General features: G+C 57.4%; 9 protein-coding genes and 2 rRNA genes. 8 read left to right on the plus strand and 3 right to left on the minus strand.

Translation table 11 applies throughout. The annotated features are described in order from the left end of the window. From VI215_08770 to VI215_08780, 3 genes are all read left to right on the plus strand, one after another. Positions 1 to 2,549 (plus strand): 23S ribosomal RNA (locus tag VI215_08770); the annotation flags it as partial. 125 nt (positions 2,550 to 2,674) lie between these two features. Further along, positions 2,675 to 2,791: ribosomal RNA gene (gene rrf, locus VI215_08775) — 5S ribosomal RNA — on the plus strand. A gap of 84 nt (positions 2,792 to 2,875) precedes the next feature. After that, positions 2,876 to 3,808, plus strand: a complete 933-nt coding sequence (locus tag VI215_08780) for a DNA-formamidopyrimidine glycosylase family protein (GenBank protein HEY6192400.1) — start codon at positions 2,876 to 2,878, stop codon at positions 3,806 to 3,808. A gap of 42 nt (positions 3,809 to 3,850) precedes the next feature. Here VI215_08780 and VI215_08785 read toward each other — a convergent pair whose 3' ends face one another. From VI215_08785 to VI215_08795, 3 genes are all read right to left on the minus strand, one after another. Next, positions 3,851 to 4,663 carry a hypothetical protein gene (locus VI215_08785; GenBank protein HEY6192401.1) on the minus strand — a complete coding sequence of 271 codons (813 nt, stop codon included), beginning with the start codon at positions 4,661 to 4,663 and terminating at the stop codon, positions 3,851 to 3,853. 159 nt (positions 4,664 to 4,822) lie between these two features. After that, complete coding sequence (locus tag VI215_08790) at positions 4,823 to 7,462, minus strand: protein kinase (protein ID HEY6192402.1); 2,640 nt, start codon at positions 7,460 to 7,462, stop codon at positions 4,823 to 4,825. A 99-nt stretch (positions 7,463 to 7,561) separates the two neighbouring features. Then, positions 7,562 to 10,627: a FlgD immunoglobulin-like domain containing protein gene (locus VI215_08795; GenBank protein HEY6192403.1), complete on the minus strand. Its 3,066-nt coding sequence runs from the start codon at positions 10,625 to 10,627 to the stop codon at positions 7,562 to 7,564. A 384-nt stretch (positions 10,628 to 11,011) separates the two neighbouring features. On the opposite strand from VI215_08795, the gene VI215_08800 reads away from it, so the two are divergent. From VI215_08800 to VI215_08820, 5 genes are all read left to right on the plus strand, one after another. Continuing rightward, entirely contained in the window at positions 11,012 to 14,278 is a 3,267-nt protein-coding gene (locus VI215_08800; protein ID HEY6192404.1) for a glycosyl hydrolase, read from the plus strand. 6 nt (positions 14,279 to 14,284) lie between these two features. Then, positions 14,285 to 15,070, plus strand: a complete 786-nt coding sequence (locus tag VI215_08805; protein HEY6192405.1) for a nitrilase-related carbon-nitrogen hydrolase — start codon at positions 14,285 to 14,287, stop codon at positions 15,068 to 15,070. Positions 15,071 to 15,305: 235 nt separating this feature from the next. Beyond that, positions 15,306 to 15,737 (plus strand): hypothetical protein, encoded by a 432-nt coding sequence (locus tag VI215_08810; protein HEY6192406.1) that lies wholly within the window; start codon positions 15,306 to 15,308, stop codon positions 15,735 to 15,737. 198 nt (positions 15,738 to 15,935) lie between these two features. Next, positions 15,936 to 17,048 (plus strand): glycosyltransferase, encoded by a 1,113-nt coding sequence (locus VI215_08815; protein ID HEY6192407.1) that lies wholly within the window; start codon positions 15,936 to 15,938, stop codon positions 17,046 to 17,048. 288 nt (positions 17,049 to 17,336) lie between these two features. After that, positions 17,337 to 18,623, plus strand: coding sequence for a GAF domain-containing SpoIIE family protein phosphatase (locus tag VI215_08820; GenBank protein HEY6192408.1), 1,287 nt, complete (start codon positions 17,337 to 17,339; stop codon positions 18,621 to 18,623). The last annotated feature ends 60 nt before the right edge of the window (positions 18,624 to 18,683 follow it).

Here is an 18,683-nt window from a genome sequence, read left to right on the forward strand (position 1 = left end):
GTGAAAGTCAGACGACCTCCCGAAGGAAACCTGAGTAAGTCGAGTCACGTGAAACCTCGACTGAATCCACGGAGACCATTCCGTAAGGCTAAATACTCTCTGATGACCGATAGCAAACTCAGTAGGGCGACTGAAAGATGAGAAGAACCCCGTCGAGGGGAGGTATGTGAACCTGAAACCATGTGCTTACAAGCTGTCGGAGCGCGTATTTTGCGTGACGGCGTGCCTTTTGCATAATGATCCGGCGAGTTACCGTCTGCGGCTTGGTTAAGGCTCTTCGGGCCGAAGCCATAGGGAAACCGAGTCTGAACAGGGCGACAATTGGTCGTTGGCGGTAGACGCGAAACCACGTGATCTACCCATGAGCAGGTTGAAGCGCGGGTTATACTGCGTGGAGGACCGAACCCACTTGGGTTGAAAACCGAGGGGATGACTTGTGGGGAGGGCTGAAAGTGCAATCAAACGTGGAGATAGCTCGTTCTCTCCGAAATAGCTTTAGGGCTAGCCTTGAGCCACTACGCATCCGGGGTAGAGAGACTGAATTGGTTGGAGGACCCTCACCGGTTACTCTGCCGAACCAAACTCCGAATACGGATGCGACTATCTCAGGAGTCAGTCGGTGAGGGATAAGCTTCACCGTCGAGAGGGAAACAACCCAGACTACCTGCTAAGGTCCCGAAGTAGTACTTAGTCACTAAGGAAGTTGATTTGCTGTGACAACCAGGATGTTGGCTTAGAAGCAGCCACCATTTAAAAAGTGCGTAACAGCTTACTGGTCGAGCAGATCTGCGCCGATAATGAACGGGAGTAAGTACAGCACCGAAGCAATAGATACATGAAGCCTGCGGGCAACATGTGTGGTAGGAGAGCGCACCAGGTCAGATACAAGCCGTACCGTAAGGAGCGGTGGTGGGGCCTGGTGGTGATTATGCCGGAATGAGTAACGATAAGACAGGTGAGAATCCTGTCCGCCGAAAGCCTAAGGTTTCCTGGGGAAGGTAAATCCGCCCAGGGTTAGCCGGTGCCTTAGTCGAGGCCGAAAGGCGTAGACGATGGACAGCAGGTCAATATTCCTGCGCCACGGCAATGAACCGAAGGAGGGACGGCATCAAGAAGGTGATCAGCCGACTAGAAGTGGCTGTCGGCCAATCCGAGGTGGGGGACCGGAAAATCCGCCCCCATCAGCCAAGGGTTGGACGCGAGGGCGTTTACGATCCCGTAGTCACCAGACGGATGTCCAAGAAAATCTTCTAAGGGTTAAAGTTGTCGTGTCCGTACTAAAACTGACACAGGTAGGCGAGACGAGTAGTCTCAGGCGCTCGGGAGAACGGTGGTTAAGGAACTCTGCAAATTCACCCCGTAAGTTCGCGATAAGGGGTGCCTCGCAAGAGGCCACAGAAAATCGGCTCTAGCAACTGTTTATCAAAAACACAGGACTCTGCTAACACGCAAGTGGATGTATAGAGTCTGACGCCTGCCCGGTGCCAGTAGGTTAAGGAAGAGGGTTAGGCCGCAAGGCCGAAGCTCGCAACCGAAGCCCTGGTAAACGGCGGCCGTAACTATGACGGTCCTAAGGTAGCGAAGTTCCTTGTCGGGTAAGTTCCGACCTGCATGAATGGCGTAACGACCGGATCACTGTCTCCACGAGCGACTCGGTGAAACTGTAGTTGTTGTGAAGATGCAACATACCCGCAACTAGACGGAAAGACCCCGTGAACCTTTACTGTAGCTTAGTATTGGGCTTAGGCCCAGCATGCGTAGTGTAGCTGGGAGACTTGAAAGCGGTTGTTCCGGCAACCGTGGAGTCGTCAATGAAACACCAGCCTTGTTGTGCTTGAGTTCTAACCCCGACCCGTGAATCCGGGCGGTGGACAGTGCTAAGTGGGCAGTTTGACTGGGGCGGTCTCCTCCTAAAAAGTAACGGAGGAGTTCAAAGGTACCCTCAGCCTGGTTGGCAATCAGGCATAGAGCGCAAAGGTAGAAGGGTGCTTGACTGCGAGACCCATAAGTCGAGCAGGTGCGAAAGCAGGACTTAGTGATCCGATGGTAGAGTGTGGAATTGCCATCGCTCAAAGGATAAAAGCTACTCCGGGGATAACAGGCTGATCTCGCCCAAGAGTTCATATCGACGGCGAGGTTTGGCACCTCGATGTCGGCTCATCGCATCCTGGGGCTGGAGAAGGTCCCAAGGGTTTGGCTGTTCGCCAATTAAAGCGGTACGTGAGCTGGGTTCAGAACGTCGTGAGACAGTTCGGTCCCTATCCTATGCGGGCGCAGGACATTTGAGGGGAGTCGCTCCTAGTACGAGAGGACCAGAGTGAACGGACCGACGGTGTACCAGCTGTCACGCCAGTGGCAAACGCTGGGTAGCCACGTCCGGTTGGGATAAGCGCTGAAAGCATCTAAGTGCGAAACCCACCCCGAGATAAGATGTCCCTCAGCGCAAGCTGACTTAAGACCCCTGGGAGATTACCAGGTTGATAGGCCACAGATGTAAATGCTGTAAGGCATGAGTCGAGTGGTACTAATCGGTCGTGAGGCTTAACCATTAATTTTTATTGATTCACCGGATGTCACTCGCCTTTGAAAGGGCGAACGCATGCCGTGCAAACGGTATGTGCAGTGCATCGCTGGATCGAACATTGATTTGATTGGATTTTTTCTTCTAGGTTTTTCTGGCGACTATACCGCGGGTGAAACACCTCTTCCCATTCCGAACAGAGCAGTTAAGCCCCGCAGGGCCGATGGTACTATATGGGTGACTGTATGGGAGAGTAGGTCGTTGCCAGGAGTTTTTGATGAAAGCCCGATTCTCTTTACGAGAGCCGGGCTTTCGTCGTATATGGAACCACCGGATTAATTATATTCACACGTAATGCCTGAACTCCCGGATATCACGGTCTACATCGAAGCTCTCGAAGCCCGGATTCTCGACAAGCCCCTGGAGAAAATCCGAATCACAAGTCCATTCCTTCTCCGGAGCTTCGATCCGCCGATCTCGGAGGCAGAGGGGAAGCAGGTGACGGGCCTTCGCCGGATCGGGAAGCAGATTGTGTGGGAGCTCGAGAACGAACTCTTCCTTGTCTTCCACCTCATGATCGCCGGCCGGTTTCACTGGAAGGCCCGCGGGGCGAAGGCCGGGGGGAAAATCAACCTCGCCGCGTTCGATTTTCCAAACGGGACTCTTCTCATGACGGAGGCGAGCACCAAAAAGCGCGCCTCACTCACGCTTGTGAAAGGCAAGTCCGCACTGGCGCGGTTCGACCGCGGGGGAGTGGAGGTGCTGTCCGCTTCGGAGAGGGAATTCAGCGCCGCGCTCCGCAAAGAGAACCATACGCTTAAGCGGACGCTCACTGATCCGAGACTCTTCAGCGGAATCGGAAACGCTTACTCCGACGAGATACTCCATCGGGCACGATTATCCCCTCTTCGCTTAACCCAAAGCATGGGCGATGAGGAAATCTCCCGACTATTCAGTGCCGTGAAGGAAACGATGGAGGAATGGATCGGGAGGCTGAGGGCGGGCACGTCATTCCCGGAGAAAGTCACCGCATTTCGCCCGGAGATGGCTGTGCACGGAAAGTTCGGAAAACCCTGTCCCGTTTGCGGAACGAGCGTCCAGCGAATCGTCTACACAGAAAACGAGTGCGACTACTGCCCGAGGTGCCAGACAGGAGGAAAGTTGCTCGCGGACAGATCGCTCTCCCGTCTTCTGAAGGCCGATTGGCCGAAAACCATCGAGGAATTGGAATCGGATGTCCGGCTTAACCCGGGGAAAAGTGGGATGCCGGCCGGGCCGAACGGGTAAGCCTCATCGTTCCGGTCTCTCTTGCCGGATCCGGGCCCCGAGCTAGTTCGAAGATGTTTGCAGCGCCAGCCGGACTTTTGCCCAGAATTTGAAGGGGTCGGGCTGGCCGCTCGATCCCGATCGCTCAACCCCGCCGCCTCGTCCTCCTCTTCCTCCACGGCCTCCTCCACGGCCGCCGAAACCCCCCCCGCGTCCTTCTCCACCCTCAGACGCCTGATCCGGTGACCGTTCCTGTGCGCGGATCGATTCGATGCCGACTCCAAGAAGGGATCCGGGTTTTGTTCCGATCGTGTACGGGTGGGATCCGTTCTCAGTCAGAGGCATGCGCATTTCGTAGACGAGCAGATCGTTCATCATGCGGAGGCGCGCCTCGATTCCACCGGATTCGGCCATCGTCATGCGCCGATGCTCCCCTTCGCCGGGTCCGAATATCTCCACCTCGTTCGCGCCGGCGGGAGTATGATCGTTCTGAAGATCGGTGGACCGGTCGTTTTCGTCCCGGGTTCCTTCTTCGCGCCCCTCTTCATCCCCGCTGCGGCCCGGCGGCCGGCCGGGTCTGACCGGATAGCGCATCCCGAATTTCTTCCCGTCATTTCCTTCACGGTCGAACCAGAGGGTAAGACCCTGCCTCATCGCCTGCCTCTGAAGATCCCGATTCGCGGAAATAAGGCAGAGGTACAGATAGCGGTCGTCGTTCAGGAATCCCACCGACGTCTGTTTGTCTTCGAGAAGATAGGTGAGGGTATCCCGCCACTCCGCGTTGTTGCCGTCGACCACCACATCAAACGTTCGCCAATGGCTTGTGAACTCCGCTGATCCGCAGCCTGCGATCAGGCAGAGGCACAACAGTGTCACTTGTGCGAAGTTGGGTTGCGCTCTGGGTTCGCTTTTTATCACTGATCGTTCAGATGTTCTTCCGGGAGGTGGAATTGTTGCCTGGATTCAGTGTCCGTTGCCGGCGGATCATCATCCGTTGGACTGTGCGGTACCGGGGAAGGTTTAAACTGCTTCGGATTAATGCAGGTTTTCGATCATGACCAGTTTCGCGCTGTACCGGAAATCGATATAGACGATCTCTTTTCCGTCGTCGCTGATGCTCAGATTTGAAGCTACGCTCGCTCCGGGAAAGGTGGCGGGAATCCGCTCCTGTTTTCCGTCGGGGAGCGTCACTTTCCAGATCTCGCCGACATCCTTTATTTGGAGCATGAATGTTCCGTCAGGCCCAAGGGCAATTTGATCGGCGAAGGTAAAAAGCTTTTTGGGTTTTGATGATGCGCTCTTGAGGCCCGGAGTCGGTGTGATCCAGATTCCCTGACGGGCCTTGTGAACGTCTGCATAAAGGATGTACGTTCCCTTCAGGATGGGGATGGCAAATGTCGAATCTTCGAAAATTTGCTTCGGCGCCGATCCGTCCACAGACATCCGCATCGACCTCGAATCAGTCCCGAGCACAAATTCTCTTGCGTTCAGCCACACAAATCTACCCCCGCGGCCGACAAACCTCGGGGAGCCCAGGTTCTCCGATTCGATCAGATAGAGCCCGACAGAGTCCCTGGACGCGCTCTCCGCCCTTGACAGGAAAAGGATCCACTTTCCATCCGGAGAGAATTGGGGATTGCTGGTAACGCCCTCGCCCCGGGTTATCTCCCGCCGGTTCTCTCCCGTGCGGGACATGAGATTAACGGACCGGGTTTGCTTCAGCGGATCGGCGTCATTGATATCAAACAGTATCTGGCTCCTGTCCGGTGAAAAAGTCGCCGAACCGATTTGGCGGTCATCAAATGTCACCTGGCGCGCGTTGCTGCCGTCGATGTTCGAGGTCCAGATATGCCCGATTTGCTGCTGCTGAAGGTAGAGCAGTTTTTTTCCGTCGGTGGAAACTTTCATTCCGATATCGGGGCCGCCCCCCTTGGTCAATTGCACGGCGTTTCCGCCCGAGGCCGGAACCAGCCACAGGTTCGTATTTCCGGATTTGTTGGAGGAAAACACAATCTCATTCTGGCGCGTCCAGCACACCTCATCGATGTTCTGCTTGTCGGAAGTCAATCGCTCTTCCTTGCCGCTCGCGAGGTTGCGGGTAAACACTTCCTGGTATCCTTCCGGGTACGACCGGAGCCATGCGATCGACCCGCCGTCGGGCGACCACGAGAACGAGTACCGTCCCAGCGTGGAAACAGTATCCACAAATTCGAGTTTGTTATCGCCTCCGTCCGCCCGGACGCTCCAGATTTCCTGTTTTCCTGAAGCCGTCCCGGAGGCGCTGACGGGGATCTTCAGGTATCCGATGCGCACTCCATCGGGCCGCCAGCGGGGGGTGACTCCGCCTTCGGCCAATTTCCTGCTCACTCCCCCGAGCGACGAGACAACAAATGAGGCAAGCTTGAGGGCCTTCGAATCGACCCGATCGTACGTGATCTGACTTCCATCAGGAGAGACATCGGCCTGTTGGGTGAACAGGCTCGAATCGGTCGTAACGCGCCGGGCTTCGCCGCCTGCCGTGTTCATAAAGTATACATCCCATTTTCCGTTTGGGTCGACGGCGGGGAAGGCGGCCCAATTGCCGTCGGGCGAAAGTCCGGGATAGTTGACTTGAGTAAAGGGTATTTGCAGGACGCGCAGCGTCATATTTGGATTCACGGCCGCAGGTGGAGGCGGTTCGGCGCGTTTGAAAATGAACAGATACGCCCCGATGGCAAGGACGATCGCCGCGGCACCTAATCCCGCCCAGAGCATTTTCCGCGATGAGTCCTCCGGCCGGGTGTCGGGAGTTTCAAGGGCCGCGGCGACAGGGGCGGAGGCCGTCGATACCTGAGCAGGCCGGACCGGCATTACCCGCGATACTTTCGTCGACTCTTTCTTGAGCCGCCGCAAATCGATGACCATGTCGTGGACGGTTTGATACCGCTCCTCGGGGTCCTTTTCCAACGCCCGGTTGACGACATGGAGAAGCTCTGACGGAGCCTCGGGCAAGTAGCGCGTGAGGGGCTCGGGTTCCTCGTTCACAATGGAGTAGACCAGCGCCGCCTCGTGCTCCCCCCGGAACGGCGTCTGTCCGGTGAGCATCTCATAGAGCACAACGCCAAACGAAAAGATGTCCGATCGCGCGTCCACCGACCCGCCCGAGATCTGTTCCGGAGCCATATAGGCAAGCGTGCCGACGGTGCTCGAAGCCCGTGTGAGCTTCATCGAGCCCTTCAGTTTTGCCAACCCGAAATCCATGACCTTGATCTGGTTCTTGGAGTTGACCATCACGTTGTCCGCCTTGATGTCGCGGTGGACGATCCCCTTGCTGTGTGCTTCGGTCAGGGCTTCTCCGATCTGAATGGCGTACGAGACGGCATCTCCGACCCGTTGAATCGGAAGCTTATTCCTCATCGTCTCGCCGTCGACGAATTCCATATCGATGAATTGCTGCCCATCATGCTCCTCGATGGCGTGGATCGTGCAGATATTCGGATGGTTCAGCGTGGCGGCTGCCTGCGCCTCCTGCTGAAAGCGCGCTCGCAGGTCTTCGGTGGAAGTCAGATGCTGGGGAAGGAACTTGAGGGCGACAATCCGCTTCAGCTTGAGATCCTCGGCCTTATAGACGACGCCCATGCCGCCTTCACCGAGCTTCTCGAGGATCTTATAATGAGAGATAGTCTGTCCGATCATACCCTTGCTGGTTCCTGAATCAGTATGACACTCTTCTGACTATCGGTGAACGAAGGCGATTGGTCAGTGTGAATGAAGGTAGGAAGAATATGGGGAGAATTACCGGATCAGCACCATTTTTCGCACCTCGACAAAATCCTTGCGGGGCCCCGAAGTGCCTCTCGCCTCAAGCCGGTAAAAATAGACGCCGCTTGGAATATCGGCGCCGGCATTGTTGCGCGAGTCCCAGCGGACGCTCTTGTACCCGGCGGGTTGAGTCTCACTCACGAGCGTGCGGATTTCCTGTCCGAGGAGGTCATAAACCCTGACGACCACCCCCGCATCCACCGGGAGAGTGTACTTGATCTCGGTGGAGGGATTGAAAGGATTCGGAAAATTCTGCGCGAGAGAAAATTCCTTCGGTATGTTCGCACCCTGCTCCGGCGATGGGGGCGGGGCTTCGTTCGTCGGCACGATCCGGATTCGCGCGCTCCGGGGAGATGCGGCCGAGGAGGCAAGGTAGAGCATGCCCGGCGCGCTGGTTTTCAGCCAGTACGCCTGTCCGGGCCGGATGGAGTCCGCCACAAAATAGGCGCCGCCCCCATAGCCGAAGAACGGAGAGGTCGTCAATCCCGGAGGATTGCTGGTGACGGCGGATACGGCCACCGGGGTCCCGATCGAACCGACCATATTCCATCCTGCTCCGAGGGCAATTGAATCCTCCGTAAGCAGCGTGCCGGGGATGTTGGCGAGGTGCCCTGCTCCGAACTTTATCCAATAACCGCTCCCGGGTATGAGTGTGTCCTTCCGGAGGTATCCACCGGCGTAGGTGAACGCGCGGGAAGTTGCCGAAGGAAACAAAACGTTCGCCCTGCCGTCGGAGACATTCATCGGGAGGGAAATCATGTTCCATGAGCTCGAGAGCGTATATTGGAACGTGCCCGGAGGCGCAACGGTCAGAGAGTCTTTCCAGTACTGGAGGAGCGTATGTAAGGCTTCCGGCTCGTTCTGAGGAATGATTTGTTTTGGGACCGCGGCTTCGCCGTTTGATCCATGGCAAGACGCGCATGTCCGGATCTCGCCGGGCTGGAAGGTGACCCAGAAGCGTTCGCGCACAACGCTCACCGCATTGGAGTCCACGAGTTGCCAGGCGAGCGCCCGGTGCGCGGGCACGAGTGCCGCCAACGATCCGTCGGAGCCGATCTGAACGCTTCCGGGAGGCCCGGTGGGATTCGGCGGATTATGAACCGATGTATCGTTCAACGGCGTCGCCAGGACGCGCCGCCCCGGTCTGGGGATGGTGTCCCCGTTGACGAGCCCGTATCCCCTCCGGTAATCCGCTTCCATGATCTGGAGATGAGAAACATCGTACACCTTGCCGGTGGGATTGGGCGACTGCGTCGGGGAATTGTGCACCTTCAGGAAGAAGGGCTGCTGATGGTCGTCGGTATTCCGGTTGGTGATATTCCTGCTGACGAGGATCGCAAGGTTGTGCTGGATCAAATAGCTCTTGAGCACTTCGGGGTCGACGCCTTCTTCCGACATCACCTGAAGCTCGGGAGGAGCGATCGCCGAAAACCTTGTCGTCGGCTTCGTCCTGGACGTGACCTCGACCGGGTCCAGTTCCCACAGATTTCCCGAGAAGGAGACAAGTCCGCTGTCGCTCCAATAGCTCACCGACTTGGAGATCCCGGGCGTGACGGGAAGGTTTGCCATCAGGATGCTTCCGGTGCGAACCTGCATCGTCTTGATGCGGAATGCATAGCGCGAAACCGGATTCGAATAGGTGCCCAGGTTCTTGTCCGCATGATTTTCGGTCGTATGGACCGAGAGGAGGGTTCCGTCGGAGAGCGGAAGCGGGTTGCGATAATGCCCGGTGTAGGTTGCGTTCGGCGTGCCGCCCTCCGGCAGGTAGAACGCGGTGGAACGGTCCGTGATAAACGTAACATACATATCCTGCGCGTCCAAACTTGGCGCCCCGGCGAGCGTAATAATCTGCCCCGAGCCGTGCTGGCCGTTCTCCAGGCAGTCAATCCCGTAGTACGTGCCGGGGGAGGTCGGGTCCTCGATGAGCTGCACCATATTGTTGATGCTGTTCTGGTTTGTCCGGCTGGGACTCGGGCTGAAATTGACAAGGTTCGGGTCGTCGTTAAAGCTCTTTCCGAACGCAACGTTCAAATCGTGCCGTCCGACATGGTTCATCGTTTCGCCGCTCGTGCCGTCTTCGTAGATCTGCCACGGTATGAAATGATTGAATTCGAAACCGATGATGTTCGTTCCCATCAGAAGGTCGGTCCGCCTCGCTTGCGGTTCCGGGTAGAATTCAGTCCTGTCATTTTGCAGGACGGAGGCGCCCGCCGATTCGTCGGAAAAATTGAACGAGCCGAACCTGTTTCCGTCCATCACATCGACGTCGGCATTGCCGTCGCGCTGGAGATGGTCCCACCGGGAGAAAATCACCCTCCCGTAACTGTCGATGAACGGCCTAAAGTCGCCGGAGGGGGAATGGTCAACAAGGAAGAGGCCGCCGCTCGACGGATCCAGGTTCCATAAGCCGGTATTCGAGAGCTCGCCGCGGTACTCGTCGAACTGAGGATAGAGATACGAGGCTCCGTTCCGCGGGCGGTCCGAAGAGAAGATGATGCGGTCGTCGGTCCCGTAGATCGGATTCGTATTGTTATAGGTTGCCGGTTGGAAGGGCACTTTTGTAATCACCGGTGTCTGGAGTTCACCGAGACCGGTGACCTCGTAGATCTGCCAGTAGAAGACCGTGGGATCAGACTGCGACGTCGGAGCGCCCACAACCATGCTGAAGAGCGCTTTCGTGCCGCTCCAGTGGACGGACGGCTCGCGGACCGCGATCCCGGTCGTGTCCTGCGAGCCCGATTTTCCATATCCGGCGAGGAAGGTGAGATTCTTGAGCGTACCGTCCGGATAGAGGATACAGAGATCGCCGCCACGGCCGCATGATTTCGTGGTTGCAAGGTGATTTGCGAAGACCGTTGTGATCGTCCCAGTGTCCGAGGGGATCGGCACCTGTGTGACAAAAAGAATCGGGTTCGGAAGCACTTTCGTGGAATTTCCGGAGCTGTGTGCCAAATCGGGAACCAAAATGAAAGCGACAAGAGCCAGTGCCGTATAGATCGACGACCGTTGTTGAAACATGGTTTTCAGGTTTGTGATCAAGAAAGAACTCCCAGAAAGAAAGAACCCCCAGAAAGAAAGAACCTCCACAAAGAAGGAACCCCCTAAGATAACCCTTTTCGATCGATCTGTCAATGGTGCTAGGTCACAATTTATCCGTTCGTGCCTCCGGATACCGCCCCCCCATAAGGGTCCCCAACTTTCCTCCTGAATCCCCTAATTTTAAGGGGCTGAATCGGGCTTTTCAACCTTGCATTTGGGGTTTCTTTTCCATATCCTCTCTACGTATTCCTCGTTCCCCCGGACCATCACGCTCTGGACCATCGGTGCCCGGGATGCTTCTTTTGCTCGGCGGCTCCGGTTCCGGAAACCAGACCCTCGAACCGTCTCCGCGACTCAACTTCATCATTTCCCGAGGACTCCACCATGTTCCAAACGGCTACAGGTAATTGCTCCGCTGTCAGTTCCTGCGCGATTCCACTCTTCCGTCATGCAAGAAAACTGTACGGATTCTTCCTGTTTGCTCTGTTCGTCGGGGCGATCGTGCCGGGGCAGATGCTGCTCGCCCAGCACGCATTCAAATACGATACGACGCTCTATAATAAGATGCAGTGGCGGGAGATCGGTCCGTTTCGCGCGGGGAGGTCCATCGCCGTGGCGGGACACAAAGATCAGCCGCTTACCTATTATTTCGGGGCGACAGGCGGCGGCGTGTGGAAGAGCGAAGACGGCGGCATCACCTGGATCAATATCTCCGACGGGTTCTTCAAGGTCGGCATCGTTGGCGCGCTGGCCGTGGCCGAATCCGACCCGAACGTCATTTATGCCGGCACAGGCGAGTCGTGCATCCGCGGCAATGCGATGCCCGGAGAAGGTGTCTACAAGTCGGAGGATGCCGGGAAGACGTGGAAGTTCATGGGTCTGAAGGACGCGCAGACGATCAGCAAGATCCGTGTCCATCCGAAGGACGAAAACGTCGTATATGCCGCCGCGCTCGGCCATGTCTTCGGCCCGAACTCCGAGCGGGGAGTCTTCCGGTCGAAGGACGGCGGGAAGAACTGGCAGAAAATTTTATTCAAGAACGACAGCACCGGCGCGGTGGATCTCGCGATCGATCCGAACAATCCGAGAATTCTCTACGCCGCGATGTGGCAGGCCTACCGGAATCCCTGGAGCATGTCGAGCGGCGGACGCGGCAGCGGGCTCTGGAAATCGGCGGACGGGGGAGACACATGGACCGACCTCTCCGCCAACAAGGGAATGCCGAAGGGCCTCAAGGGAAAGATCGGCATCGCCGTATCGGCCGCAAAAGCCGACCGGATCTGGGCGAGCGTGGAAGCGGACGACGGGGGATTATTCCTCAGCGACGACGCCGGCAAAACATGGACGTCGGTCAACGACGACCGGCGCCTCCGCCAGCGCGCGTGGTATTATTCCCACATCTTCGCCGATCCAAAAAGCCCCGAAACAATCTACATCCTCAACGTTCAGTTCCATAAATCCACCGACGGCGGGAGATCGCTTTCGAACATCTCCGTCCCGCACGGCGATAACCACGACCTCTGGATCGACCCGAACGATCCGAAGCGGATGATCACCGGAGACGACGGGGGAGCCTCCGTCAGCTTCAACGGAGGCCGGACATGGACGGAAGAAGACATTCCGACGGCTCAATTCTACCATGTGACGGTCGATAACGATTTTCCGTACGGTGTCTACGGTGCCCAGCAGGATAACAGCACGATCAAGATTTCCAGCCGCACCACCGGGTTCGGCATCGGAAGGCCGGACTGGTTCAGCGTGGGGGGCGGGGAAAGCGGGTACGTCACCCCGAACCCCGACGATCCGGAGATCATCTACGCCGGAAGTTATGACGGGTATCTCTCCAAGTACACCCACAAGACCGACCAGGAGCAGGACATCTCCCCCTGGCCCGACAATCCGATGGGCGGCGGGGCGAACAGCGCGAAGTACCGCTTTCAATGGACCTATCCGATCCTCGTCTCGAAATTCGATTCCAAGGTCCTCTATGTCACCGCGAACAAGGTCTTCAAGAGCACGAACGAAGGAATGAGCTGGCAGATTATCAGCCCGGACCTTACGCGGAACGACACAGCAAAACTCGGGTCGTCGGGCGGGCCCATCACGAAAGACAACACGAGCGTCGAATACTACGGCACAATCTTCACCCTTGCCGAATCGCCCGTCAAGAGGGGCGTCCTCTGGGCGGGATCGGACGACGGAATGATTCACGTCTCCCGGGACGACGGTGCGACCTGGACGAACGCGACTCCTTCCGAGCTCCCCGCGTGGTCGATGATCAGCATCATCGACGCATCGCCCCGCGATTCCGCCACCGCCTACGTCGCGGCGAACAGGTATAAGCTCGACGATTTCCGACCTTACCTCTTCAAGACGACGAACTTCGGCCGGTCGTGGACGAAGATCGTCAAGGGCATCCCCGAAAACCAGTTTACCCACGTCGTCCGGGAAGATCCGAACCGGAGAGGGTTGCTCTATGCCGGAACGGAACGGGGAGTCTATGTCTCGTTCGACCAGGGCGACAACTGGCAGCCGCTTCAGACTAACCTTCCGGTCACGCCCGTCCATGACCTTGCGATCCAGGCGCGCGAAAAAGATCTCGTCGCTGCGACGCACGGAAGGTCGTTCTGGATCCTCGACGACCTGACGCCTCTCTACCAGATGAACGACGAAATCGCCCGGTCCGACGTGCATCTCTACCAGCCGCGTGAGACGTACCGCATGGGAGGGTTCACCTTCGACCGTCCGGGCCTCGCGATAGGGAAGAACCCGCCGAACGGGGTCGTGGTGCCCTATTACTTCAGGCACAAACCCGGCGAGAAAGACTCCATCAGACTGGAATTCCTGGACGGAAAAGGGGCGGTGATCAGATCGTTCACTCATCGCGAAGAGGGAAAGCCGGGAGGAGACTCGGAGGGCCAGGGCGGATCCGGAGCCGATGAAGGCCCGAGCATTCCCGCCGATTCGGGGATGAACCGCTTCGTATGGGATATGCGTTATCCCGACGCGGTCAAGGTTCCCGGGGGAATCCTCTGGAGCGGATCGCTTCAGGGTCCTGTCGTGGTTCCCGGGACGTACAGGGTGCGTCTCAAGAGCGGCGGCAAAAGCTGGACACAATCGTTTGAAATCAAGAAAGATCCCCGCCTCACCTCCACGGCGGAAGAATTCCAGGAACAGTTCGATTTCCTGCTGAAGATCCGCGATAAGATTTCCGAGGCGCATAACGCGGTGAATACGATCAGGGATATCCGGAAACAGACCGAGGACCTGGTAAAGAGACTGGAGAAACACGCCTCCAAGAAGCAGGTGGCGGATTCCGCAAAACACCTCAACGACCGCCTCAAGGAAGTAGAGGAGGCGCTGATACAGGTGAAGATCAAGAGCGGCCAGGACGCATTGAATTATCCGATCAAGTTGAACGACAAACTCGCCGGTCTTTCCGGCGTGGTGGGGAGCGCCGATACCAGGCCGACAAAGCAATCGTACGACGTGTACAACGATCTCTCCGCGAAGGTGGACGAGCAGCTCGCGAAATACAGGAAGGTGGTGGAGAGCGGAGTCCCCACGTTCGACAGGATTGTCAAGAACCTGGATATTCCCGTCATCATCGTGAAACCGGCAGAACCTGCGGCCGGCTCGTCACAAAAGTAGGCGCCGGTGCGCGTAGCCGTCATCCAGACGAATCCGGTGTTCGGGGAGGTCTCCGCCAACGTCGCGGGGGCCCTTGAATTGATGAAGGGCGTCAATGCCGATCTCTATGTCCTCCCCGAGCTGTTCAACACAGGATACAACTTCACCGACCGCGCGGAAGTCGATCGCCTGGGCGAGAAGGCTTCCGGGCCGAGCTTCCAGGCCATCGCCTCATTCGCCGCAAAGAACAAATGCTTCGTGGCGTACGGGTTTGCCGAGAAGGACAATCTGACCTATAATTCATCGGCCCTGGTCGGTCCGGCGGGGCTGATCGGGCTCTACCGGAAGGTTCATCTCTATTATAGAGAGACCCTCTTCTTCGCGCCCGGAGATCTGGGTTTCCCGGTGTTCGACCTGCCCTTCGGAAAGGTCGGAATGATGATCTGTTTCGACTGGATGTATCCCGAAAGCGCGAGGACGCTCGCGCTGAACGGGGCGCAGCTTGTCGTCCATCCGTCGAACCTGGTGATGCCTTATTGTCCCGATGCGATGGTGACCAGGTGTCTCGAAAACCGCATCTACGCCGCCACGGCCGACCGGGTCGGACGGGAGAACCGGGGAGGCGTGGACCTGCGCTATATCGGGATGAGCGAGATCGTTTCTCCGCGCGGAGAGATACTGGCGCGCCTGGGAGGCGATCAGGCGGGCACGGCGGTCGCGGAGATCGACCTCTCCGTAGCCGCGAACAAGAAGATTAATGAATTTAATGATCTCATCGGCGGGAGGAAGCCGGAGCAGTATAATCTCAAGTAGGTTGAGTGACCCTTTCTATCCAGTTGTCATCCTGAGCGCAGCGAAGGATCTCGGACCGATCTTGAGGCAAACAGCCAGATCCTTCGGTCGCTTCGCTTCCTCAGGATGACAGAGTGGAGAGAGCCCGGCCGCAAACCTGAAAAAACCTCCGTTTGACTTTCAGCCGTTTCTTTTGTACGATAAGCCGTCATTGCTGGACTAATTGGCTGATTTGACCACTTCCAAAGGAGGGAGTATGAACAAAAAACTTTGGGTCGGTTTCATCGCGGTGTACGTCGGGATGACTATCACGAACCTGCTCATCCACGTGGTGCTGCTTGCCCCGGTGTATCACTCGGAAGAGATGATGAAACTTATGCGACCCGAGGCGGATGCCAAGACGTGGATCTTTTTTGTCACATCCGCTATTATTTCGTTCGTCTTCACTCTCATTTTCTCGAAAGGTTACACCGGGAAAGGCATGGGCGAGGGGATCCGGTACGGGCTCTGGATGGGACTCCTCATGGCCACGCCGATGGCATACGACTCGTACGCGTCATATCCCATCCCATACTCGCTGGCCCTCCAATGGTTCCTCTATGGGATGATCCAATACGTCATACTCGGGGCCGTCGTGGCGATGGTCTACGGGAAGTCCGGCAGCGCACAAGGAGCTGCCTCGGCCTGATTGTTGGTACGAAGTTCACAGGCGTTCTCTCTGCATGCGGCGGGAGAACGCCTTTTTGTTTCACGCAGCCTAAAGGCTGCGGCTACCTCGCAATGACGACATAGGCAACGGTAGGCGCGACCTTCAGGTCGCGTACCGTTCAACGCAGCCTGAAGGCTGCGGCTACCGATCCCCGAACTGGAACCAATGCGCTCACCTTTGAGAGTACTGCTGACAAATTCGACCGACATCTACGGCGGTGGGGAGTTCTATGTCCTCGAGCTGGCGAAATCCCTCCGGGAGCGGCATCACGACGTCCTGGTGGTTTGCAAACCGGGTAATCTTCTTTCGAAAAAGTGCCGGGACGCCGGAGTTCCCGTGCACACCATCGACTTTCCCGCGCAGGGACGGCTCCTCAGTCATATCCTTAAACTCAGGGAGGTGATCCGCCGGCATCGCAGCCAGATCGTCCATACCAACAGCAATTACGACCGGACGGCGGGGGCCTTCGCCGCCCGGACGACGGGGGCGGTACACATTACGAACGTCCACAGCTTTCATTCGCTCAGGTATAACCCGACACATGCCCTGCGAAACGCGCTGGCGACCGATCATTACATCGTCGACGGAGTCTGTGTAAAAAACCTGCTCGTTCAGAAGGACGGGATTGCTCCGAACGACATTTCGGTCGTTTACCTCGGAGTCGATCCCGGGACGATGCGCCGGGATGAGGCGCTCCGCGCGGCCATCCGTAAAGAGTTTGGAATCCGGGAAACCGAAATCGTGATCGGAAACGTCGCACGTCTTGTTCCTTTCAAGGGGCACGAGTACCTCCTCCGCGCCTTCGCCGAGGTTCAGAGGGAAAATCAGGAGACGCGTCTCCTTCTTGTGGGCGACGGCGAACTGAGCGGCCGGCTGGCCGATCTTGCCGGGAACCTCGGTCTCACCGGGAGGGTCGTCTTTGCCGGTTTCCGCGACGACCTGCACGCGGTCTATTCGGCAATGGATGTGTACGCGCATTCTTCCGTCGAGGGGGGAGGCGAGACCTTTCCGTTCGCCGTGCTGCAGGCGCTTTCCCAGGAACTGCCTGTCGTTGCCACCCGCGTGGGAGATGTGGCGGAGATGGTGCGTGAAGGCGTCTCCGGATTTCTTGTCCCGGACATGGACCCCGCGCTTCTTGCTCAAAAACTCTCGCTCCTTTGCCGGGATCCCGCCCTCCGGCTCTCGATGGCCCGTCAGGGGCGGGAGCTTCTCCTCAGCCGGTTTACCACCACCTTAATGGTCGACGCCGTTGAAAATCTTTACAGTTCCATCCTGAAGGACGGGGCGTAGCGGGTTTTTGATCGAGGAGCTGTGCCATGCCGGGAAAAGACCGCAGCCTAAAGGCTGCGGCTACCAAGTCCCAGGCGCCGGTACGCCGCGACTTTTCCCTCGTTCCCATTCTCTGCGTGGGAACGAGGATATCGCGAACACGGACAGAATTGCGCCAGTATCGACCCGCGAAAGTGTTGTATTTGGCCCCCGCATTCTCTAAATTATCAGACTGATAGCTCCGCATTGTCTCGACGGGACGGACCCCGCATTTTCACCACTCGAATAGAAAGGATAGAACAGGCAAGCATGGAAGAGCTTCTGCAGCTTCGGGAAGAGAACGGGCGGCTGCGAAAGGCAGTTGACGAGCTTTCAATCCTCAATGACCTCGCGCGTGTTATCGGCTCGACGATGAGCCTGGATGAGGTGATCGAAAATGTGGTCAAGCGGTCGGTCCGGGCGGTCAAGGGAGAGCAGGGAATGATCACCCTGGTGGACGAAGTCGCGCCGATGGAGATGAAGACCCTGATCCGCGCCCTCGACTCGACCGGAGACCATAAGCAATTCCATCTCAATCAAAACGTGCTGGGATGGATGATGATCAATAAGAAGCCGCTCATCTCCAACGACATGGCGACGGATTCCCGGTTCTCGGGCATCAAGGTGGACGGGAACCTCCGTTCGCTCCTGTGCGTCCCGCTGCTCGTCAAGAACCGTCTGGTCGGGATACTTGCGGTCTTTAACAAGAAAGAAAACACGGAATTCTCCGAAGACGATAAACGCCTCCTCTCGATCCTTGCCGCGCAATCCGGGCAGATTCTGGAAAATGCGCGCCTCTACTCGGAGGAACAGAAGAAAATGGCGATGGAGAAGGAGCTCATCGCGGCGCGGGAAGTCCAGACGAATTTATTGCCGAAGCACGTTCCCCAGACTCCGAACTTTCAATTTGCCGCCCATACGATTCCGGCCCAGGAGATCGGCGGCGATTTTTATGACTTTATCAAGCTGGGCGAAAACCGGTACGAGGTGGTTGTCGCCGATGTCGCCGGGAAGGGACTCTCCGCGGCGCTTCTTGCGACGCTGGGCAAGGGAGTCCTCTACGCGCACGCGTTGCAGAACCCCTCTCCCAAGGCGCATCTCAAGCAGAGCAACATGATCCTCCGGGGAAGCATCCCGCGCAAGTCCTTCATCACGATGCTTCTCGCGGTGGTCGATTCGGATTCGAGCTCCGTGACGGTTTCGAATGCAGGCCAATGCTACCCGATCTTCTACCGGAAGAGCAATAACTCCACGGAGGTTCTCACCGTCAAGGGGATGCCGCTGAACTTCACCGACGACATTCTCTGCGAGGAATGCGTCATCAAGATGGAACCCGACGACTGCATGGTCATCTACAGCGACGGGGTGAGCGAGGCGCAGAACAGCATGCGCGAGTTTTTTGGGGACGACCGGGTCAAGGCCCTCGTCGCACAGCATGCCCAGGGACCCGCGGAGATCATGCTGCAAAAAATTGTCGACGACGTCAAGCTCTATTCCAAGGGTATTCCGCAGAGCGACGATATTACCGTGCTTGTTGTGAAAGCGACCGGATCGTGAATGCCGCCGCACGCAACCGGGACCGGCGGGATGGGGCGGATGAATCTGTGAAGGAGGGCG

It is taken from the genome of Bacteroidota bacterium, assembly GCA_036522515.1.
In the GTDB taxonomy this organism is placed as follows: Bacteria; Bacteroidota; Ignavibacteria; order UBA10030; family SZUA-254; genus VBOC01.

Coding starts and splice junctions, on each gene's coding strand:
- VI215_08810 (HEY6192406.1), top strand. CDS start 15,306: ATGAACAAAAAACTTTGGGTCGGTTTCATCGCGGTGTACGTCGGGATG.
- VI215_08820 (HEY6192408.1), top strand. CDS start 17,337: ATGGAAGAGCTTCTGCAGCTTCGGGAAGAGAACGGGCGGCTGCGAAAG.
- VI215_08780 (HEY6192400.1), top strand. CDS start 2,876: ATGCCTGAACTCCCGGATATCACGGTCTACATCGAAGCTCTCGAAGCC.
- VI215_08800 (HEY6192404.1), top strand. CDS start 11,012: ATGTTCCAAACGGCTACAGGTAATTGCTCCGCTGTCAGTTCCTGCGCG.
- VI215_08790 (HEY6192402.1), bottom strand. CDS start 7,462: ATGATCGGACAGACTATCTCTCATTATAAGATCCTCGAGAAGCTCGGT.